Genomic DNA, 21859 nt, shown 5'->3' on the forward strand with positions numbered 1-21859 from the left:
CACGTTACCAACACTAAAAACCATAATGTTATAAAGGACAATATATATAAAATTTTTTATAATTTCATAAAGATGCATCTAGAATATTTGTATTTGAAACTATATAATAACTAACCAAATCAACAGCGAATATATATATGTCTTCTAATATCACTTATTCAAAAAATGAGAGAGCTATATTCATCAACTCAGGAGAATATAATAAAAAGATAGATCTATCTAAATTATCTTCAGCTGAATTAAACATTATGGAGCACTTTACTCACAATATAAATCAAGAAATAACACGTAAGGAGCTGATTAATATCGGATGGCCATATAAATCAGTCAGTATGAGCTCTCTAAATGTTGCAGTTGCTAATATAAGAAAAAATTTTATTGCTAATGATATTGATAGCAACTTATCAATAAATACTGTACCTACTATTGGATATATGTTTAATGCATCATTTACAAATACTCTGGAATCAATTCATGACCCAACCAGTGAAGATCTATTTAAAAGCAACAGAAAAAAAACATCGAAACTAAGTTTTACTATATTAAGCATGATTACTATCATAAATATGATATGTAGCTTTATGGTATCAAAATATATCTATAAGTTATTTTACTAATGAAAAATAAAACCTTTTTATATCTCAACATCTTTATTTTTTTCATTCCATTATATTTACTTATCCCTGCACTTTATAATGGTAACCAGTGTGCTTATACGGCAGAAGGAAAGATAGTTTTACCTGAACGTGATTTTAAGTTTATTTGTAAGAATGGTGTTTACGATCTATATCACTACTTCCCCGATGGTAGCATTCGGCATCATAGTGGTTTGTACTTAAATTATGGCTCGAAGAGTGCTCTTATAAAACTCAATGAAAAAATGATCAATTACCACTTAAAGGGAGAGACGTTAAATACAGACGTATTGAATCGAGGAATTAAAGTAGCCCCTTTCCTAAAATATGAAGATAGAATAGAGTTCAAACTTTTTGATAATGAACTTATGAAAAAATCTTATCGTATTAAAAATTTAGTTGTACACAAACAAAAATAGCACTAAATACTTAGTGCTACTTTTTCTATCAATGATGGTTTGGAGTATAAAAAACCTTGCTGATGTTTAATGCCCAGCTTAAGTAACTCTTGCGATTTCTCTATAGTTTCCACCCCCTCTGCTATCAGATCTGCTGAAAGCGTATCTGCAAAGTTAATCACGGCTTGTAGAGTATTCAGCGAGCCATTAACAATCGACTTATCAATCTTTATATCTTTTATCTTTAAGTCAGAAAAATAAGTATCAAAGTCGCAATAATCTTTGCCAAAATCGTCGATGTAAAACTTAAGACCATGTTTTTGAAGTAACTTTATATTTTTGATGAATATGGTTCTATTCGCAATTTTAGAACTTTCTGTCAATTCTAAAATGAGATTAAATTTATCTGCATCATAGCAACCCACCACCTTGGTTTGTATAAATTGAATAAACGATTGCTCTTCAATTAATGAGGGGGGCACATTAATACTAATATCTAGCGTAGTAGATATGTGGATATTATTAAGTAAAGTTAGCGATTGATAAATAATAGACTGTGTAAATTCATTCATTAATCCATAACTTTCAATCTCAGATAAGAAAGTGGCTGGAGATAAATATCTTCCATTTGCGTTTTTTCGTGCTAATACCTCTACACCTTTTATCGTTCTTTTTTCAAAATTATAAATACCTTGAAAAAAAGGAACATATACGTTCCTTTTAATCTCACACTTAACCCATTGTTTATAAAATAAATTACGCATTAATCACAGCCAAATGTTACTCATAAATAAATGTGACACTCGCAATTCCTGATGCTTCCCCAGCAGTGATATCACCTGTTCGTACATATTTCGCAGTAAGATTCACATCAATTAAATCTTCATCTTTATCTGCGGTTGCGATGTACCATTTATTCGATTGATCAGCCGTATTATTATCAGGCCCGTAAACAATCGCTTTAGGATCATCCTTATGGAAAAACTGAATCCCGACTCCTTTCGCTGTTGAAGTATCGGTTAATGTTAAAATATCAGATGTGTTACCTGGAAATGATTGATCTGTCATCACAGCCGATACCGCAACACCATTTTTACATTTAAGATTTATCTGCAAATTGGCTTCTCCGGCAGTCTCGCCAACGGCTGCAAATTCACTCATATTATGCTCACCTAAATCTATGGTAAATTCTTCATCAGAAGAAATTTCACAGCTAGGAGTAGTAATAACAATATCGTCACCATTAGTTAATATTGGTATATTGGTATTATATGTTGCACCTTTTGTATCAGCGTAAAGACGAGCAAAACCCAGCGTTCCACCCTGATCAATTTCAGGGCCTGTAATATTATGATTACCCGAGGGTATTGGTTCACCGGTATAAACAAAAATAATTCTAAACTCAAACCATGCTTTTGTTTTATCTACTAGTGGTATTTCAAGTTTATCAGTCGCATTAAGGCCAACAAAATTATTACCCACTTTCGCTTCTAAACTATAACCAATGCCTTTGACATTAGTTTTGTATATCACATGCTCACCGTTTTCATTAGTGAAACTGCCTGATGCTGCATTGGCAAAAGGCTGTGATAAATAAATAGACTCTATCTCACAGCTATTCAAATTAGATGGACATAAAAATGTAGGATCTGCTTCAGTTGAAAAACCATATGCCACGCCATTTTTAATAGGTGTACCTGCAACAGCATTATCAGGGTCAATAATAATATTTGCCCCATGTGCATATTCTTCATGATGATTTTCTATGGGAGATTCAGCATAAAGATGAAATGAAAGCAGTGATAAAGCAATTGCTAATATTTTTTTCATGTTATAAATATTCAACCTCAAATGTCGCTGTTGCAGAAAAAGCACCTTCAGCAACATCAATTTCTGTTTTCTTTAACGAAGCGGAAAAAGTAATAGATTGACTATCACTAGAATCAAAATTAATAACTTCACTACTACCATTTAATTTTATCTGCTCATCATTTGGAGTGAAAAAAGCAATGCTAAAACCCATATCTGCATCACCATTAATATTTAATGTATTAACATCCGTTTTATCTGCATCACCTTTTAAATTAAGTTTCACAGCTTGAATACTTTCACTGCAATTTTCAAAATTAATCGTAATTGGTGTTTTTTTGATTTGATCCCCTACTGAACCAAATTCTTTTTTATCTACTGTACCAAAAGACACTAATTTATTTTGATCTAATGGAGATATCGTACATGTATTCTCAATAATACGACCATTGATATTGATCAAAACATCGTAAGCAAAACAATTCGATGAAAATAAGACCAATAATATGATAAATTTAGATACAATCTTTCTGCCCATAATAAATACGCCCTTCTTTAAGATCGTTTAATTCAATATCTAATTGACATGATTTATCACGCCCCCATTGAATTTGGTAAGATTGTTTCTCTTGCAAGCCCGATAAATAAATTTTACCTTCATCACCTACAATGGATGCTTGGTTATTGTCTTTATCTAATACCGAACTGCCAAATGGTAACCACTTCCCTTGATATTTAACGTTGATCAGGGCCTTATAACCTTTCTTAATATCAAAAGTTAATTGAGCAATCGCACCATCAGTTGGTACAGTTTTCTTCACTGATTTTTCAATTTCTAAATTATCATCAAGATGGTTAACATCAATCTCAACCGTATTTTCTTTATATGGACGAGCATAAGATACAATGGCATAGCCCTGACTATCTGTAACAACATTACGTTCGTTATAAAGCGGTACATTAGCCACGCCATTAGTGGATACTAATACACTGGTGTTACCCACGTTTTGCCCAAAGGTGATCCCGCCCTCATGGAGAATAATGCCGCCTTTCATTGAATAGTTTATAGTTTGACTATCACCATTTTTCGAGTAACCAACATCATATTCCGCATGAGATGAGGAATAATTTAAATTCACGTTGCCCGAAAAATCACTGCTATTAACACGGGTTGAAGCAGAATATTGCAACTCTTTATTTTCTAATAGCGCCCCAGAGACCGAAGCACGATGCGCAACATGACCATCTAAATCTGAATCCATACTGTAATTTACATATGAGGTTGATAATGTATTTTTATCATCCATGTAATTAATTGGTATCGATGCATTCAATGAAATCATCTTATCACTGTTTGAATATTGACTATCATTGTCAACCTGAGAATAAGATAAACCCAATGTAACGTTCTTGATGGTTGCGTTATAACCAATTAAGAAATTATTTTCTTTACTGCCATCCCAATAAGACTGCTTATAATAGTTAGTATATAAGCTGCCATATTTTCCTAGTGATTGATTAACAGTAACATTTGCTTTGGCTTTTTTATTATTAATATGATCTTTAGTACTATTTTCTTGGATCACATCCGACAGCTCATAAAACCCTTTTGATGAATAACGGTAACCCGCTAAACTTACGTTCATACCTGTGCTTGTTAGTGATTTAGAATAAAGAATACTAGTAGACACACCTTCCGCATCACTGTTTTCAAACTGACTTTTTGCATAGGATGTATTAATCGAAAAGGCACCAAATTGACCAATATTCGCTGCTACACCAAGTGATAATGCTTGATAATTGGTATTTAATTGCACAGCGTTATACACGGTAAACGTATTGTTTAAACCGTAATAAAAATTACCGTCTAAAAATAATCCATCTTTTAGATCATCCGCATCTTTCAATTTACCAAGGTTCATTTCGTAACCTAGATGACCCGCACGTTGCAATGACGGTAAACTTGAAAATGGGACAATAAATGAGCTAACAGTATTATCTTCTTCTTTCACTTCAACATGTAAGTCACCGCTTGATCCTGTTGAGTAAAGATCATCAATAACAAACGGACCCGGCTGCACCGAGGTTTGATAAATGGTGCTATTACCTTGTTTTACAGTGACTAATGCATTCGATTTAGCGATCCCTTTAATAACAGGGGCAAAACCTTGCTGACTTTCTGGCATTAAATTTTTATCAGTTACAAGCTGAACCCCATCATAACGATTAGAAGAGAATACCCTGCCACTGGAATTTAACTCACCCACTTTCAGCTTCGATTCAATCGCTGGGATCACTTTATAAATATAGTTATTACTAATATTGACATCTGGTGAGCCAGTTATATCACTAACAAAAAGACTACCGCGGTAACGCCACTCGTTAAAATTAGCTCCGAGTAATACGTTCGCAGATAAATTATTAGATGCATTGCCATGATAACGGCTATTACGACCAGATAAATGATAATTCATATATGCTGAATTAATACCATTATCCCAACGACTAGGATCAACGAATCCTCTCACATTTTTATCAAGGTATGCTTGAGGAATAGAAATAGACAGGGCTTGTTTGGAGGTATCAACGTCAATGCCAAGATCGTTAATTTCTTTATAAGCAAAACAACTTTTAAGATCGAAGTGTTGCTCTCCCAGCTTCGTTAAATCTAACCCTAATGAAGATAATTCCTCTAATGAAAGACAAGGTTCAACGCTGTCATCATGATTTTTAAATACAATCTCTTCATTGGTTAAATATTTATCATTAACGTAAATATCAAAGATATATTGGCCTGGTAAAATAGAACTACGACTAAATGAAGAGAGATCCACTGCTGCACCATCACCTTCAGAAAGAAAGGCGGCATCAAATGTTTCAGCATTAACCATGACTGTTGATTGAGTCATACATAATAACAGGCAGTAGGCTACTTTATTTAGTCGTAGTGTCATCATTACATTACTTTCAAGGTTAACTTATCAGAAATCGCACCATAATCATTAATGCTTTGATATTGCAGATTGGCATTTTTACAATCATTACAATCAAAACTTGTGGTTGATTTAGGTGCTAGCATAATTGCTTGAGGCTTATTTTTTCCCGTTTTCACATTGATCAATGATTGATGGAAAATAGAGTCATTCACTAATTCAATATGTCGACTATCTTTATATTTGGCTTGTAATGGTATATCTACCATACCTGCGGCATGCGCTACATAATCAGGGCGATAGAACATTTTGATCCGCGATACAATCGCCAGCTGCAAGGTATTTTTCTTCTTTTCGTCTTTCGGTGGGATCGCTTTTACATTGATCCAATACACTTGCTCTTTTTTAGGTTCGAACGCTGCGCTGTCTTTAACTCGAATGATCCTGATTTTATTTTCTGTATTTTTATCAACAACAAATAAAGGTGGTGTAATGGTGAAATCATTGGTCTTCTCACCTTTATCGTTTTCAATCCATGACTGAATTAAGAATTTATTATCTTGATCAGAATTATTAATATTTAACGATTGCTGTGAGTTTGATTCTTTAAATATTACCCGCGTTGCTCCTAATGAAACACCACCAGCATAAGAACAAATTGGAGCAAGCAATGATAATAATAATACTGCTTTTCTTTTTTTAAATTTCATCATGGATAGATAACTCGAATTAAAAGTTTACTGTTTGTTGAGCTTGGGACAACTTTCTTTTGAGTGCTTTTGTATTTTAAAACCATATCAACTTTTTCTTTATTCTTATCCAATACCACACGGTTATTAGTATTGGGTAAGAATGGTTTACCGTAAATATCAGTAATAACAATCGCAATGCCATTTTTATTACTACCTGCTTTAAAAGCATTCATATCTTTGATGTCTTTTATCCCGGTAAAACCTAAATCAATATTTTTTTTAATATCTGTAATGCACTCTTCAAATAAAACATTAAAGTTAAAACCATCATCTATATCATTATTATTATGTTTCGATATAGTGGTTTCTTCATGGTTGTTATCATAATTAATCACGCAGGTTTGATTAACTACCATGCCTTCAATGTTGACAATTCCATCTGCAGTTACAGGCATATCTTTGCTAAATGCAAAATGAGAATAAGTAACAATCGATAATATTAATATGTAATATTTCATCTAACCTACTTATTACTTATTGATAAGAAAGTGCTCACCCTTAATACGTTGAATAAAAGTAAGCACCCTATCTTAGTTAGCTATATTTACGCCAACTTAACCCTTATGAGTAAGTAACAGTAAATTGTGCCACTGCGTTTGCTACGCCTGGTTCTACTGTCGCATCAGTTGATACATACGTTGCGCGGTAGTTAAATACGTTAGTACCGTCAATTAGAGCTTTCGAATAAGACGAAGCTTCATTGAATGTAACTGCACTACCATCTTCATTGTAAAGATGAATACCTACACCTTTAGCTGAGCCCGCTAGGGTATTAATTGCTAATGCTTGAGTATCAGTTGCAGCAACATTACCTTGGAAGTTAATCGCAGCAGTAGTTTGAACTGATGTATCACAATCTACTAAAGAAAGCGTGAAAGAGTTACCACCCGCTTCATCGCCTGCTGAAGCAAAGTCAGCAACACGCACTTGACCCATTTGTACTAGCTTGTCACGAGACTCGTTATCAACTGCACATGCTGCATTAACTACTTCACCTTCAAAACGTACTTGGCCGCCTTGAACTTCTGTTGTACCTGTAGCGCCTGAAGTAGCAGCAGAAGCCATCATTGGGAACGCAACAGCAGCTAGAGCAACAAGAGTCTTATTGAATTTCATATCGATTTTCCTTTATGTAAATTTTTTAGTCGTAGCTTGAAAGGCAAAGCATGTCTTCTGACATTCGTGATTCACGATGATGTGCAGATAAGCGCTTGATGAGCTCCTTAAAAGCACCTTGCCTTTCGAGTGACTACATTTAGCCACAGGAAAATTCGTATCCGATAGTTATTAATTATGATTAAGCATGATGAAAATAATTAATCAAAAAGACACTGATATATAAGGCTTTTTCGCTCACCACAATCAAAAAATTAATACTTTTTAATATTTAATTTCTTCGCCACCATTAAAATGGCCACAAATGGATCTGTTTAATTGCAAACCAACCTTAGTATTTAAAGACATGAAAAAATAGACTCGACTCCAGACAAATACAGTCACAAAGCCGCTTAATGAAACCAGTTAAATCAACAGGGCAAATAAGAGTCATGAAAGAAACAGAAATAATAAGATAAATACGATATGGAGGAATAAATTTACCCAAGAAAGAGCTCATAAAACGCAAGATAAAAGACAAAATCGAAGATAAATAAACATAAAAATATTTTCTCTCACATAAATTTTATGTTCAGATTTTTTCAGGGCTATTTGGTAGCGTATTAATACTTCAAGATTTATATTGTCGCTTTAAAGCACTACACGTTGGGTGAGTATTATGATCGTAAAATTAAAGCGTCTTTCTTTTACTTTTTTTAACTGCGCGGTTGGCTTTCTTAGCTTAGCTATCGTGCTAGTTTTAGCGATCTTATCCTCGGAGCAAATCAGCACTCAGCTTTTCCAAACTCACCTTAAACTTCTCGAAAAACAGCGTTTTTATGACTATATCGAGCAAGTAAAAAAGACTTCAGTGCTACTTGATAACTTACAATATAGTCTTTCTTATACTTGCGATGCTCAAGATATCGCTGAACTGGAAAAAATCAGTTACTACTCACCTCAGATCGCATCGATTCAACTTATTACTAATAGTGGTTTACAATGTAGTGATCACCGTGATATTGATGCGCTATATACCCATCCTCTTCAAATTATCGAATTAGATCCGCAAATTATTCTCATCGCTAATAAGAAAAATAATCAGTCGATTGTCCAGTACAAAAAGCATATTTTAGGCGGTAATGTTATTGTTGATATTGCTCAACAGCCTATTAACCCTTTACTTGCTGGATTACCTAAAAATAGTTGGATTCAAATTATTGAAGGTAATAATGTCGCATTATTTACGGGTAATCGAAAAGGCTCACCTAACGAAATTTTCTCAAAAGACATTACCGCAAGTGATATTAATCATATAGTCAAACCTATTTTATCCATGTCATTAAATAATAAAGCATGGCTCAAATATTATGCGACGCCTGAAGCAATTAAGACTTATCGCAACATTATTAAACCGTATTTACTCTTTTTACTGGCTCTTTTTTCTAGCGCCTTGATCTACCTATGTTATCGCCGTTATCACAGCACTAGCATCATTAAGTTTTTGATTGAAAATGCGATTAAACAAAATCATCTGGTGCCTTACTACCAAGCAATTGTCGATGCCGATAAACAGCAAATTTGTGGTTATGAAGTCCTGATCCGTTGGGAAACAAAAAAAGGTAAAGTGATTTTACCAGATGAGTTTATTCCACAATGTGAAGAAAATGGAGCAATCACGCCTCTTACTTTCCAACTAATTAATACTGTTGCGAAAGATATTCGAAAGCTTGAAATTCTGCATCATGGCAAGCCTTTACCTTTCTATTTCAGTATTAATTTAAGTGCCAGCGTACTGCAAGATCCTGAGCTTGTGCAGATCACCCGCGAAGCACTACAACATTATAAAATTGCGGCACACAACATAGCGTTTGAGTTAACAGAGCGCTCGCCAATTAAAGATATTGAGTTAGCTGGTAAAATTTGCCAACAGCTCAATGATATGGGTATTCAAATTAAACTCGATGATGTCGGCAATGGATATTGCGATTTCCTTGCTCTACAAAAACTACAAGCAACGACAATTAAAATTGATAAGATCTTTATTGATGAACTCGATTGCAATAACAAAAATACCATTGTGAGTTCATTGGTTGCCTTTGCTGATAAAGCAGAAGTCGAAGTGGTGGCTGAAGGTGTAGAAACAGCAGAGCAAGCTAACTGCTTATTAGCGATGGGGATCCACTATCACCAAGGCTACCTATACAGTAAACCACAACCCTTTAGCCGTATTTGTCAGGAGTTTTCTACTGATGAATAACAACAATCACAGTATTTTAAATGAACAACAGTCAAGCCGATTGACGAGGTGTTTTTTCGTCAATCACTTCCTGTTAAACCGTGTATTTGTAATATCTATCAATATATTGCTGCTGATCTTTCTTGTTGTCATGAATACACAACAAGAGATCAGTGCAGCCAAAGAGTACGTGCAAGGTAATTTAAATCAGATAAAAAAAAGTATTATTTCATTGGCTTATCGTAATGAGCGTTATGCTCGAACATTTTCGAAGCAAATAACGACATTACATCCCCTGCAAACCTCACCGCTTGTTGAGGTGCATTACTATCCAGAGCTCAATGAGTTTGGATTTAACCGTAATGTTTACCCCAGTAATTTACTTAACGGCAGCCTTATTGGAACAGGAAAACCCTCTGATAAAATAAAAATGGAAACCAATATTTTTCCCTTTTTAGACGATCTATGGAGCCAGCAACACCAGCACTCGATTAAGTATAATTACTACTATATTTCACATACATTGAAGTATTTCTATTTATCGACCAAGTATCCAGTGAGTGAATTTAATACCCGTAAGCATTTTTTTTCAACCGCACTATATAACAGCTATCGTTCTGATATTAATAAGCAATATCAGAATAAAAAAGGGTTTTATTTTACTGCGCCTTATACTGATTACATCACCCATGAACAAGTGATCACATTAAAATCACCTGTTTATAAAGAGCAGAAAGTGATTGGTGATATTGGTGTAGATATTCCAATCGCCTCATTAAGTAATGCAATTACACTACCACGTAACTTTAAACCTTACTTGACGTTTATCTTCTATAACAAAGAGGATGGTTCAAAGATTAATATCCAAAAAGGAAGTAAAAATAAATTCCTTCCGCACATAGAAATGAAAGTAAATATTGATGATAACAATGCAATTTATGCAAATTTATCGATTTTGTTTTTCTTAAGCGCGGTACTGCAAAATATTGTTATTGGAGTACTGTTCTTATTTTTACTCAATTACATGTATTCACAGTTGAAAAAATACAAATTTCAAAAGAATCACTTTCAACTAGAAGCATTTACAGATTCGTTAACTGGGTTATTTAATCGTCGTATTATGGAGAAGATCCTGCCTAAATTAATTAGGGAATATCAAGATAAAACAACGCCAATCTCAATTATTGCTATTGATGCTAATGACTTTAAAATCATTAATGATACCTATGGTCATGAAACTGGTGATAAAGCACTCATGCATATAGCCAATAATATCTCACATTTAAGCCGTAAGTCTGATATTGGTTTACGATTAGGTGGTGATGAATTCTGTATTGTACTGCCCGATTGCTCATTAGATAAGGCGACTAAAATGGCCCATCGGTTATCCATTGCTATCAATCAAAGCCGTTTTTGCGAGCATAATGTACACACTGGTATCACTACAGGTTGTATTGAAATCACTAAAAATGAAAGCTTGAAGGAAGCTTTAAAACGCGCTGATAATATTCTGTATCAAAATAAGAAAAACAAAAAAATCACTGAGCAGTTTAAAAAATATCAATAAAAAACGGCTTCTAGGATCCCTAGAAGCCGTTTTTACAACTTACCTTAACTTACGCTACATGTAAGCATGACACCGCATGAACATCATTACCTTTCAACTGTGGCTTTTGCTCTGCACACAATGATGTAGCATTCGGACAGCGGGTTCTAAATACACAGCCTGATGGTGGATTCATTGGTGACGGCAAATCCCCTTCAAGTAACTCAACATGTTTATTTCGCTCTAACTCCGGATCAGGGATCGGCACAGCTGACATCAATGCTTTGGTATAAGGGTGCTGAGGCTCTGCAAACAGGGCTTCACTTTCCCCCATTTCAACCGCATTACCTAAGTACATCACCAATACACGATCTGAAATATGTTTTACCACAGACAAATCATGAGCAATAAAGATCAGGCTTAAACCCATCTCTTTTTGAAGCGATTTCAGAAGGTTGACTACCTGAGCCTGAATAGATACATCCAGCGCAGATACAGGCTCATCACAGATGATCATTTTAGGTTTTAAGATCAGCGCACGGGCAATACCAATACGCTGACACTGACCACCAGAAAACTCATGAGGATAACGGTTGATCACATTAGGTAATAAACCTACTTTTGCCATCATGGCTTGTACTTGCTGCTTCACTTCATCTGCTGGCAAATTCGGGTAAAACGCTTTTAATGGCTCTGCAATGATTTCCCCAACCGTCATACGAGGGTTCAACGATGCCAGTGGATCTTGGAAAATCATCTGAATTTCTTTACGTTTTTCACGTAACGCTTCATGTTTGAGCTTAGTGAGATCTTGTCCTAGCCATACCACTTGTCCGTCAGTCGCTTCAACTAAACCGATAATGGCACGGGCAAAAGTAGATTTACCACAACCTGACTCACCTACTACACCTAATGTTTCGCCTTCATAGATACGAATGTTAACCCCATCAACCGCTTTTAATTTGATAGGTGGCGTCCAAGGCCAAGCAGATTTTGCTGCAATGTTGAAATGCACTTTTAAGTCATTTACATCTAACAATAATTTCTTTTCTGCACTCATGACAACGCCCCCATTTCAGAAAAACATGCACGTAAACGACCGTCAGCAAATGGCGTTAAAATTGGTGATTCTTGTTTACAACGATCAATCACACGGTGGCAGCGATCTTGATAAGGACAGCCCGTAGGTAAGCGCAATAAGTTAGGTGGATTACCCGGAATGGTTGGCAGATCTTCACCCGTGGTATCTAAACGTGGAATTGCACGCAGTAGACCTTCCGTGTATGGGTGACTTGGTTGGTAGAAGATCTCATTGATCTTACCGTACTCCATGGTACGACCCGCATACATCACCAAGACTTTGTCACAGCTACCCGCTACAACACCTAAGTCATGAGTGATCATGATAATCGAGGTATTAAAGTCTTTTTTCAGATCGTTCAATAACTCCATGATCTGGGCTTGTACTGTCACATCTAGCGCTGTTGTCGGCTCATCAGCAATCAACAATTTAGGGCGACATAACAATGCCATTGCGATCATCACACGTTGACGCATACCACCAGAAAACTCATGGGGATACATGGTAATACGCTTGCGAGCTTCAGGAATTTTTACTGCGTCGAGCATACGAACCGATTCTTCAAACGCTTCGGATTTACTCATGTTTTTGTGCAGCATTAACACTTCCATCAGCTGATCGCTAACTTTCATGTAGGGGTTTAGCGATGTCATCGGATCTTGGAAAATCATCGCAATTTGTTCAGCTCGAATGTGATTAAGTGCTTTTTCTGGCAAGTTTAAGATCTCTTTACCTTCAAACTTAGCACTACCACTGATCTTACCGTTCTTCGCCAGTAAGCCCATAATGGCAAACACAGTTTGGCTTTTACCTGAACCTGATTCGCCCACAATACCTAAGGTTTCACCTTGATTTAGCGAGAAATTAAGATCGTTAACCGCAGTAACAATACCGTCAGGCGTGGTGAATTCAACACGCAGATCTTTTACATCTAATAAGCTCATATTACGTCCTTATAATGAAGCAAGCTGATCAACTTTATTGTTCTATCAGCATGTGTTGCCAACCTGCTTCATCCTGTTATCTATCTTTTGGATCCAATGCGTCACGTAGACCATCACCTACGTAGTTAAAACAGAACAGGGTCACGACCATGAAAGCGGCTGGGAATAATAGCTGCCATATGGCGACTTCCATTGTTTGTGAACCTTCTTGTAACAATGCGCCCCAACTTGTCATTGGCTCCTGTACCCCTAAGCCTAGGAAGCTTAAGAAAGACTCTGTCAGGATCATCGATGGCACCAGTAAGGTTGAGTACACCGCCACAATACCCAATACGTTAGGTACGATATGGCGAGTGATAATACGCCAGCGACTAACACCACACACATGTGCCGCTTCAATGAACTCTTTACTGCGCAGTGACAAGGTTTGACCACGAACAATACGTGCCATGTCGAGCCATGAAATTGCACCAATCGCAATGAAGATCAGCATGATATTACGACCGAAGAAGGTCACTAGCACGATCACGAAGAACATGAATGGAATAGAGTATAAAATCTCTAAAATACGCATCATCACACGGTCAGTTCGACCACCAATAAAGCCTGATGCTGCGCCATATAGCGTACCAATCACGACTGCAACTAATGCACCTAAGATACCCACCATCAGCGAGATCCGACCACCAATTAAGGTACGGGTATAAAGATCGCGTCCTAAACTATCAGTACCAAAGAAGTGACCGTCAGCACCAAAGGAAGGTGCTGCATGCAAGGCATACCAGTCGGTATCATCAAAAGCATATTGGCTGAACATTGGGCCGAAAATCACGGCTAAAGTGATCATCAACAAAATGGCAAGCGAGATCATTGCCGCTTTATTTCGCATAAAACGCGAGCGAGCATCTTGCCATAAACTACGGCCTTCAATTTCCAAGTTATCTGAAAATTTCTCTAAGGCTTCTACATTATCTTTTTTCATTAACATCATAACTTTCAGCCTCTTAGTAACGGATCTTCGGATCAATTGTCGCAAGAACAATATCCACAATGGCGTTAAAGATGATGGTTAATGAACCAATCAGAATCGTGATACCAAGTACCAATGAGTAATCACGGTTAAATGCAGCATTCACGAATAACTTACCAATTCCCGGCAGACCGAAAATAGTTTCGATAACTACAGAGCCTGTAATGATGCCGACAAACGCAGGTCCCATGTATGACACGACCGGTAATAATGCAGGTTTTAAGGCATGTTTGATCACAATGTAAGGGTAACTTAAGCCTTTCGCACGAGCGGTACGAATGAAGTTACTATTTAGCGTTTCAATCATGCTACCACGAGTAATACGGGCGAACGTCGCCACATATAACAACGCCATACCAAACATTGGCAATAAGATGAATTTAGTAGAACCGTCTTGCCAGCCACCAGCAGGTAACCACTGAAGTTTAATTGAGAAGATATAAATCAATACAGGCGCAAGAATAAAGGATGGCATCACCACCCCCGCCATAGCGGTGGACATAATGGTGTAATCGAGCCAAGTATTCTGTTTAAGTGCCGCAATAGTACCAACCGTTACCCCCATCACAAGGGCGAAAATAAAGGCAAAGAAACCAATTTTTGCTGATACCGGCAGTGCTTTTGCTACCAATTCATTAACGGTGAAATCTTTGTATTTAAAGGATGGGCCAAAATCACCTTGTACAATATTGCCAAGGTAAGTGGTGTACTGCTCAAACACAGGTTTATCTAACCCGTATTTCGCTTCGATGTTAGCCATAACTTCTGGAGGAAGAGGACGATCACTTGAGAATGGGTTGCCAGGAGCAAAGCGCATTAAGAAGAAAGAAATCGTGATCAATACCAATAACGTCGGTATGGCTTCTAAAATCCGTTTAGCAATGAATTTAAACATAAACTCTACCGTAATTGCTGTGAGTGCAAAAAGCAGCCTTCTATCCCGAAGGCTGCGTATTATTATTTTTATTTAATGCGAATTACTTCGCGATGAAGTACATATCTTTCGAGTAGATATTGTCTTCAGGGTTTTCCATTGGGTAACCCCCCAATTGCGGGTTCACTAGACGTGCGTTCACGTAGTGGTAGATAGGCATGATAGGCATGTCTTCAGCCAGTTTCGCTTCTGCTTCTTTATAATCTGCTGCACGATCGGCATCAGTTTTTGCTAGTACCGCATCATCAATCGCTTTGTCGTATGCTGCGCTTGAGTATTTAGGGTAGTTTTGTGAGTGATCACTGCGCATGATCGCTAGGAATGTTGAGGCTTCATTGTAGTCACCACACCAGCCCGCACGAGAAACATCAAAGTTACCCTGACGTTTTGCATCTAGGTAGCTCTTCCACTCTTGGTTTTCAAGTACAGCTGTTACACCCAAGCCTTTTTTCCACATTGAAGAGATCGCCACAGCAATTTTCTTGTGGTTTTCAGATGTGTTGTAAAGTAGGTTAAATTTAAGTGGGTTGTTTTGATCGTAACCCGCAGCTTTCAACAACTCTTTCGCTTTCGCTAGACGTTGCTTCTGATCAAGCCTCGAGTATTCAGGCATTTCAACATCCAGACCGTTCGTTGCAAGCGGTGTGAAGTTGTAAGCTGGTGTTTCACCTTTACCTACAATGAATTTCGCCAATACCTCACGATCAATAGCGTATGATAGTGCTTTACGCACGTTTGCATCATCAAACGGCTTACGTGTCATATTGAATTCGTAGTAGTACGAACATAGGTAAGGGGTCACTTTTACATCTTGTGGGTATTCTTTTTGTAGACGTTTGAAGTGCTCATTTGGCATTTCATACGTCATATCAAGCTCACCCGCCAAGAAGCGGTTCATTGCTGCTACTTGGTTTTCAATTGGTAGGAAAGTAACTTGGTTAATAACAGTATTTTTGTTATCCCAGTAGTTTTCATTACGAACAAGAACAATACGCTCGTTCACAACCCAAGTATCTAATTTGAAAGCACCGTTAGAAACGTAGTTGCCCACTTTCGTCCAGTCATCACCAAACTTCTCAACCACTTTCTGATTAACTGGCTTCATTGAAGTATGTACTAGCATTGAAGCAAAGTAAGAAACAGGTTTATCTAGCGTCACTTTTAGTGTCTTGCTATCTACCGCTTCAACACCCAATGTTTCAGGTGCTTTTTTACCTGCGATAATATCTTCTGCATTCGCCATTGTGGTCATTTGAATGTATGACGCATAAGGAGATGCTGTTTTTGGATCGGCAAGACGACGCCAAGTGTAAACAAAATCTTCTGCTGTAACAGGATCGCCATTTGACCATTTCGCATCATCACGAATATGGAAGGTCCATGTTTTATAATCTTCGGTTTCCCAAGACTTCGCTGCACCCGGTACTAGGTTACCTTTACTATCTTGGTTCACTAACCCTTCAAGCAAATCACGAATAACGTTTGATTCTGGAACACCAGAGACTTTTTGCGGATCAAGAGATTCAGGCTCAGTACCATTACCGCGCACTAACTCTTGTTTATCAGCCAGTTTTGTATCTGCAGGAACCTGCGCCGCAAAAGAGGAAAAAGAAGTGGCGGCAACAGCAAAACCCAGACTCATCATGAGTGCTTGAGTGATTTTATTCTTATACATGCATTACTCCAATACATTTGATTATTACATCCATGACGTTCTTCATTTGGTCATAAGGATGACTGCACTGGTTGTTTTTTATCCTAAAAGCAACCAATCAAACCGAAGAATTATTCAAAACGTTATCAGAATATAAATAAATTTACCATATTTTAACATTTAAAAGTAATTTTATACTGATAAAACAGGTGAGAGTAAGTTATAAACACTAATAACAAGAGAAGTGCCAAATTTTCATCTTCATAAAAACTATATTTACAGTAAATAACACTACAAATAACCAACGTAACGCTAATTAACTAGATATTTTATTTATACAAGATCACATAAACAGTTCAAAAAACCGCCCACTTAAAACCAAATAACAACATTTTATTTACATTTTTATTTCAAACATAAAAAAAGCACCGACTGAGTCGATGCTTTCTTGTGATGATGCAGGCAGAATTTACTACTTATTTTCGCTATCTAATTTAATCATTTGTTTGTCTTCATTCACAGCTTGCTCTCTTTGCTCGAGCAATAATTGTGAATCATCATCTTCAGGCTTATCAGTCATACCAATGTCAGCCATAATTTGCTTCATCTTTTTATTCGATACGCGTCTGTGCTTCATTGAACCCTCCGCTGTCAACCACTGTGCCAGTAGACCTCAATTACCACTTATTCGATTTAGCCTATACCAGCAACGTTTGTAATTACTAACCGCAATTAAAATATGGCACACAACTGACAACTTCGCCTCTTTGATCACAAATAAACTTGCTTTCACTGTGTCTTAAATAACTAAAAATAATTAACAATTTTTTTTATAGATATTCTCATTATAACGACAGATTTATCCTACTAGTAACATATCAACCAAATAAAAAAGAGGTTAAACTATATTCAATAAAGTGTTTATGCTTTATTTACTGATTTATAAAGAAGAACTTTACACTGCAATTGAAGAGTATCTATATGAGACCAGTAGGTTTTGCTACGCCGCGCAGCCCATCACGTTTTCGCCATAACTACGTTCCATCTATGATGACATCACGTGATAAGAATAAGAAAAACGAACAAACCAAATAACGAAATATCCCCTACCTCAGCTGTTTAATTTATACAAAAAAAGGAGCCTCTCGGCTCCTTTTTTACATGCAATGTTGATTATTTTGACCAACGATCGGCAGCAGAAGTATCTGTTTCGCGTGCATCAACCCATCGGCTTTGCTCTGGGGTTTGCTCTTTCTTCCAGAACGGTGCGCGTGTTTTTAAGTAATCCATAATGAATTCACACGCTTCAAAAGCAGCACCACGGTGAGCACTGGTTACGCCAACAAAAACAATCTGATCGCCCAACGCTAAATCACCTACTCGGTGAATCACTCGAGTTTTCAATAATGGCCAGCGTTGATTTGCTTGATCAACAATTTCCTGTAATGACTTTTCCGTCATCCCAGGATAATGCTCTAACGATAATCCTGTAACCGCGTCACCTTGGTTAAAATCACGTACTTTACCGATAAATGTAACCACCGCGCCGGCTTCAGTGCCTTCAGAGAGCTTTGCGTATTCATCAGCAACAGAGAAGTCATCAAACTGAACAGAGATCATGGGTTAACCTCCTGTTACTGGCGGGAAGAATGCCACTTCATCACCATCCTTCAATGGTGTATCTAACGAACAGATCGTTTGATTAACAGCAACTAATAGCTTTCCAGACTCTAATGCTAATTGCCACTTATCGCCACGAGTTGCTAGCTCACTACGCAGTGCATCTGCGGTTGCAAAAACAGCGTCAACTTCAAGGCTATCGATACCAACAAGCTCTTTGACTTGTGCAAAAAAGAGAACTTTGATCATACTTCTACCTTAAAGTGACCTGATTTACCGCCTGTTTTTTCTAGCAGACGAACTTGGCTAATTACCATGTCTTTTTGTACCGCTTTACACATATCGTAAATAGTCAAAGCAGCAACAGAAGCCGCTGTAAGCGCTTCCATTTCAACACCAGTTTTACCCGCAAGCTTACAGCAAGACTCAATACGCACCTTATTTTCAGCAGGGATCGCTTCCAACTGTACTTCTACTTTTGATAGCAATAGCGGGTGACACAATGGGATCAAATCCCATGTTTTTTTCGCTGCTTGAATACCCGCAATACGTGCTGTTGCGAACACATCACCTTTGTGATGCTGTCCAGAAACAATCAGCTCTAGTGTTTCTGGTGCCATGTGAACAAAAGCTTCGGCACGTGCTTCACGTACGGTTTCTGCTTTAGCTGACACATCGACCATATTGGCTTCGCCAGATGCATTAATATGTGTAAATTGATTCATTATGTAATCGTTCCTCAACGAAGCGATAAACACAGCACGGCAGTAACATGACTCACCATGCTGACTAAAATAAGGGAAAATAGAGGGTGTTAACCCCCAATAGAGGCTAAGTTAGGTGTCATACCTGTTTTGCCTTCATCCAAGAAATGGCTTACTGCTTTTTCATTAAGCCCTGCTTGAATACGTGCGATCAGTTCAGCTTTTTGATCATCACGCGCCAGCAAATCACGTAAATCGACACCTTGCTCACCAAATAAACACAGGTGTAGCTTACCTTTTGCAGAAACACGTAAACGGTTACAGCTTTGGCAGAAATTCTTTTCGTAAGGCATGATCAAGCCAATTTCGCCCATATAATCAGGGTGACAGAAAACTTGTGCTGGGCCATCGTTGCTACCTTTTACTTTCAGTAACCAACCATTGGCGATCAAATGATTACGAATGCTCACACCTGATAGGTGATGATTTTGGAATAAACTATCCATCTCGCCTGTTTGCATTAATTCAATAAAACGCATTTGAATAGGACGAGTCTTAATCCATTCTAGGAATTTAGGTAGTTCTTGCGAGTTTAAATCTTTGAGGAGTACCGTGTTGATTTTTACCTGCTCAAAACCTGCATCAAACGCTGCATCAATCCCTTCCATCACCTGATGGAACATATTCTCACCCGTAATTTGGTAGAACATTTTAGGATCTAAGCTATCAACACTCACATTAATGTTGGTTAAACCAGCCTCACGCCATTCATGAACGTGCTTAGCCATACGATAACCATTAGTTGTCGTAGCAACTTTATTGATCCCAGGAATATCAGCAACCGTCTTAATAATATCTGTAAAATCACGACGTAAGCTTGGCTCACCACCGGTAATACGGATCTTATTAGTGCCACATTCAGCGAACGCTGACGCGACCCGATGGATCTCATCCAAGCTCAAAAAAGAAGCTTTCTTCTTCTCTGTCGGATGGTAGCCGTCAGGTAGGCAATAGGTACATTTGAAGTTACAAACATCTGTAACAGAAAGTCGCAAGTAGTAAAACTTACGATGGAAACTATCTTCTAATTGTTTCGCCACGGAACACCTTTCCAAATACGGGAGGCCAATTCATTTCTAAACCAACCCTGGTGACAAATCGTCACTGGCATTAATCACCTATCAACTTTTGAACGTATATATAATCGTTCAATACCACTTAGCAACTTAGTGATAAATGCTCGGAGTTATGGCAGTTATGCAAAGCAAATCAATCCTTGAGAGAATATTACACAACAGCATTTCTTAATATAAAAGTATCGGACATTTTCCGTATTTAACAAATTACAGAAAAAATCCCGTCGTATTCTACCTTTCGAGCCGGATCACGACAATACTAGTTAATAATTTAACCACTAATTTACCGATAAAAGTGAGGGTTATTATGGCAAATATCATGGAATCAGCCTCCATCGAAGATATTGCACTCTATCTCCAACGTGAGGATGGCATTGATGCAGCTTCAGCACAAACAGCTGCCCAAGAGGTGATTAATGGATTTATTGATATGCGTGATAAAGGGCTAATTAAAGGATGGTATTTCGATGAATTAGGTCATTTAGAGCTACTGCCAACAGATATTGCACTGTCTATTATTGAACGTCAGAAATAAGGCCTACCATTGCGTTTTTCAATACATGATTTGCAAATTGCGACAAATAGAATGAGATAAGGAGCAATTTGCATTCATCCCCACAAAACTGATTCAACCTTGCTCTAATTGCGCAGTTTTAAAGAAAAACATTTTCAAGTTATCACTTTTTAGTCGGCACTAGAATTGCATTGTATATAAAACTAGACATCGCACGTTTAACGATGGAGTTCATTATGACCAAGATGCTTCCTTTGCTTTTCCAAAAACGTCATATACTTCCTTCTGGGCGAATGCAAATCTATATTTCACCTGTAGATCAAGTACCTACCCTAAAAGCTGCGCTTGCTTCAAAAAACGGTTTAGGTATTTGTATGTACAGCGATAAGAAAGAAGCGCAACATCTTTTTCATATAGGTACCCGCGTCACTATTGATGACTTTGATCAAGATCCCAATACCCAATTGTTGAAGCTTACTGTGTCGGGGCAGAACAATTTTAAAATTCAGTCCATAGAGCAAACCACCGATGGCGTATTCTGGGGGAAAACGACCTCTTTACCTCGCTGGAAAGCCATTGAAATCAATAATGAACAACGCCTCTTAGCCATACGTCTAAAAAAGATGTTCGAGAAATTTCCAGATCTCGATGACCTATATAAACGTAAAGACTTCGATAATTTAAGTTGGTTATGTCAGCGATGGTTGGAAATATTGCCTTTACCAGCAATCGATAAACAACAATTATTAAATAAGCCCACCTGTTTAAACACTTACGATTATTTAATGAGTATGATCAAAACCAGTCACTAAAAGCATTTTTGTGATATTACGTA

23 protein-coding genes and 1 riboswitch are annotated in these 21859 nt (G+C 37.3%); of the genes, 6 read left to right on the forward strand and 17 right to left on the reverse strand.

The window, feature by feature from the left end; all coding sequences use genetic code 11:
• The first annotated feature begins 137 nt into the window (after positions 1 to 137).
• Entirely contained in the window at positions 138 to 617 is a 480-nt protein-coding gene (locus Q7657_RS18860; protein ID WP_107165370.1) for a winged helix-turn-helix domain-containing protein, read from the forward strand.
• Positions 617 to 1054, forward strand: coding sequence for a hypothetical protein (locus tag Q7657_RS18865; RefSeq protein WP_107165371.1), 438 nt, complete (start codon positions 617 to 619; stop codon positions 1052 to 1054). Before Q7657_RS18860 ends, Q7657_RS18865 begins: the two co-directional genes overlap by 1 nt.
• Positions 1055 to 1056: 2 nt before the next feature.
• Here the strand turns inward: Q7657_RS18865 and Q7657_RS18870 are convergent, their stop codons facing one another.
• The 7 genes from Q7657_RS18870 to Q7657_RS18900 all read right to left on the reverse strand — a co-directional run bounded on the left by Q7657_RS18870 (position 1057) and on the right by Q7657_RS18900 (position 7643).
• Complete coding sequence (locus Q7657_RS18870; RefSeq protein ID WP_107165372.1) at positions 1057 to 1797, reverse strand: EAL domain-containing protein; 741 nt, start codon at positions 1795 to 1797, stop codon at positions 1057 to 1059.
• A 16-nt stretch (positions 1798 to 1813) separates the two neighbouring features.
• Positions 1814 to 2863 carry a fimbrial protein gene (locus Q7657_RS18875; protein ID WP_181319794.1) on the reverse strand — a complete coding sequence of 350 codons (1050 nt, stop codon included), beginning with the start codon at positions 2861 to 2863 and terminating at the stop codon, positions 1814 to 1816.
• Position 2864: 1 nt separating this feature from the next.
• On the reverse strand, positions 2865 to 3380 hold the full coding sequence (locus Q7657_RS18880; protein WP_107165374.1) for a fimbrial protein: 516 nt from the start codon (positions 3378 to 3380) through the stop codon (positions 2865 to 2867).
• Complete coding sequence (locus tag Q7657_RS18885; protein WP_107165375.1) at positions 3358 to 5799, reverse strand: fimbria/pilus outer membrane usher protein; 2442 nt, start codon at positions 5797 to 5799, stop codon at positions 3358 to 3360. The genes Q7657_RS18880 and Q7657_RS18885 overlap by 23 nt, the downstream gene beginning before the upstream one ends.
• Positions 5799 to 6488, reverse strand: coding sequence for a fimbrial biogenesis chaperone (locus Q7657_RS18890; protein ID WP_107165376.1), 690 nt, complete (start codon positions 6486 to 6488; stop codon positions 5799 to 5801). The genes Q7657_RS18885 and Q7657_RS18890 overlap by 1 nt, the downstream gene beginning before the upstream one ends.
• Positions 6485 to 6985, reverse strand: a complete 501-nt coding sequence (locus Q7657_RS18895; RefSeq protein ID WP_107165377.1) for a fimbrial protein — start codon at positions 6983 to 6985, stop codon at positions 6485 to 6487. The genes Q7657_RS18890 and Q7657_RS18895 overlap by 4 nt, the downstream gene beginning before the upstream one ends.
• 103 nt (positions 6986 to 7088) lie before the next feature.
• Entirely contained in the window at positions 7089 to 7643 is a 555-nt protein-coding gene (locus tag Q7657_RS18900) for a fimbrial protein (protein ID WP_107165378.1), read from the reverse strand.
• Positions 7644 to 8301: 658 nt separating this feature from the next.
• On the opposite strand from Q7657_RS18900, the gene Q7657_RS18905 reads away from it, so the two are divergent.
• Positions 8302 to 9882: an EAL domain-containing protein gene (locus tag Q7657_RS18905; protein WP_181319796.1), complete on the forward strand. Its 1581-nt coding sequence runs from the start codon at positions 8302 to 8304 to the stop codon at positions 9880 to 9882.
• Between the two features lie 169 nt (positions 9883 to 10051).
• The gene (locus tag Q7657_RS18910) at positions 10052 to 11428 is read left to right on the forward strand and encodes a sensor domain-containing diguanylate cyclase (protein ID WP_498827374.1); all 1377 of its coding nucleotides are present in this window, start codon (positions 10052 to 10054) and stop codon (positions 11426 to 11428) included.
• Between the two features lie 49 nt (positions 11429 to 11477).
• On the opposite strand, the gene oppF is transcribed toward Q7657_RS18910, so the two are convergent.
• From oppF to moaA, 10 genes are all read right to left on the reverse strand, one after another.
• Positions 11478 to 12467 (reverse strand): murein tripeptide/oligopeptide ABC transporter ATP binding protein OppF, encoded by a 990-nt coding sequence (gene oppF / locus Q7657_RS18915; protein ID WP_107165380.1) that lies wholly within the window; start codon positions 12465 to 12467, stop codon positions 11478 to 11480.
• Positions 12464 to 13432: an ABC transporter ATP-binding protein gene (locus Q7657_RS18920; protein ID WP_107165381.1), complete on the reverse strand. Its 969-nt coding sequence runs from the start codon at positions 13430 to 13432 to the stop codon at positions 12464 to 12466. The genes oppF and Q7657_RS18920 overlap by 4 nt, the downstream gene beginning before the upstream one ends.
• Before the next feature lie 76 nt (positions 13433 to 13508).
• Positions 13509 to 14420: an oligopeptide ABC transporter permease OppC gene (gene oppC / locus Q7657_RS18925; protein ID WP_053987174.1), complete on the reverse strand. Its 912-nt coding sequence runs from the start codon at positions 14418 to 14420 to the stop codon at positions 13509 to 13511.
• A 16-nt stretch (positions 14421 to 14436) separates the two neighbouring features.
• Entirely contained in the window at positions 14437 to 15357 is a 921-nt protein-coding gene (gene oppB, locus Q7657_RS18930; RefSeq protein WP_008987538.1) for an oligopeptide ABC transporter permease OppB, read from the reverse strand.
• A gap of 82 nt (positions 15358 to 15439) precedes the next feature.
• On the reverse strand, positions 15440 to 17071 hold the full coding sequence (locus Q7657_RS18935; RefSeq protein WP_107165382.1) for an ABC transporter substrate-binding protein: 1632 nt from the start codon (positions 17069 to 17071) through the stop codon (positions 15440 to 15442).
• Positions 17072 to 17522: 451 nt separating this feature from the next.
• Positions 17523 to 17687 (reverse strand): hypothetical protein, encoded by a 165-nt coding sequence (locus Q7657_RS18940; RefSeq protein WP_181319815.1) that lies wholly within the window; start codon positions 17685 to 17687, stop codon positions 17523 to 17525.
• Positions 17688 to 18223: 536 nt separating this feature from the next.
• Entirely contained in the window at positions 18224 to 18670 is a 447-nt protein-coding gene (gene moaE, locus Q7657_RS18945; protein ID WP_008987541.1) for a molybdopterin synthase catalytic subunit MoaE, read from the reverse strand.
• Between the two features lie 3 nt (positions 18671 to 18673).
• The gene (moaD, locus tag Q7657_RS18950; protein ID WP_107165383.1) at positions 18674 to 18919 is read right to left on the reverse strand and encodes a molybdopterin synthase sulfur carrier subunit; all 246 of its coding nucleotides are present in this window, start codon (positions 18917 to 18919) and stop codon (positions 18674 to 18676) included.
• On the reverse strand, positions 18916 to 19395 hold the full coding sequence (moaC, locus tag Q7657_RS18955) for a cyclic pyranopterin monophosphate synthase MoaC (RefSeq protein WP_107165384.1): 480 nt from the start codon (positions 19393 to 19395) through the stop codon (positions 18916 to 18918). Before moaC ends, moaD begins: the two co-directional genes overlap by 4 nt.
• Positions 19396 to 19484: 89 nt before the next feature.
• Positions 19485 to 20489: a GTP 3',8-cyclase MoaA gene (gene moaA / locus Q7657_RS18960; RefSeq protein WP_181319798.1), complete on the reverse strand. Its 1005-nt coding sequence runs from the start codon at positions 20487 to 20489 to the stop codon at positions 19485 to 19487.
• A riboswitch (molybdenum cofactor riboswitch) is annotated at positions 20463 to 20632 on the reverse strand. (Overlaps the previous gene by 27 nt.)
• 185 nt (positions 20633 to 20817) lie before the next feature.
• On the opposite strand from moaA, the gene Q7657_RS18965 reads away from it, so the two are divergent.
• Complete coding sequence (locus tag Q7657_RS18965; protein ID WP_053986945.1) at positions 20818 to 21045, forward strand: hypothetical protein; 228 nt, start codon at positions 20818 to 20820, stop codon at positions 21043 to 21045.
• A gap of 215 nt (positions 21046 to 21260) precedes the next feature.
• Positions 21261 to 21836: an LON peptidase substrate-binding domain-containing protein gene (locus Q7657_RS18970; RefSeq protein ID WP_053986946.1), complete on the forward strand. Its 576-nt coding sequence runs from the start codon at positions 21261 to 21263 to the stop codon at positions 21834 to 21836.
• Positions 21837 to 21859 lie beyond the last annotated feature (23 nt).

This window comes from Candidatus Photobacterium acropomis, assembly GCF_030685555.1.
Classification (GTDB): Bacteria; Pseudomonadota; Gammaproteobacteria; order Enterobacterales; family Vibrionaceae; genus Photobacterium; species Photobacterium lucens.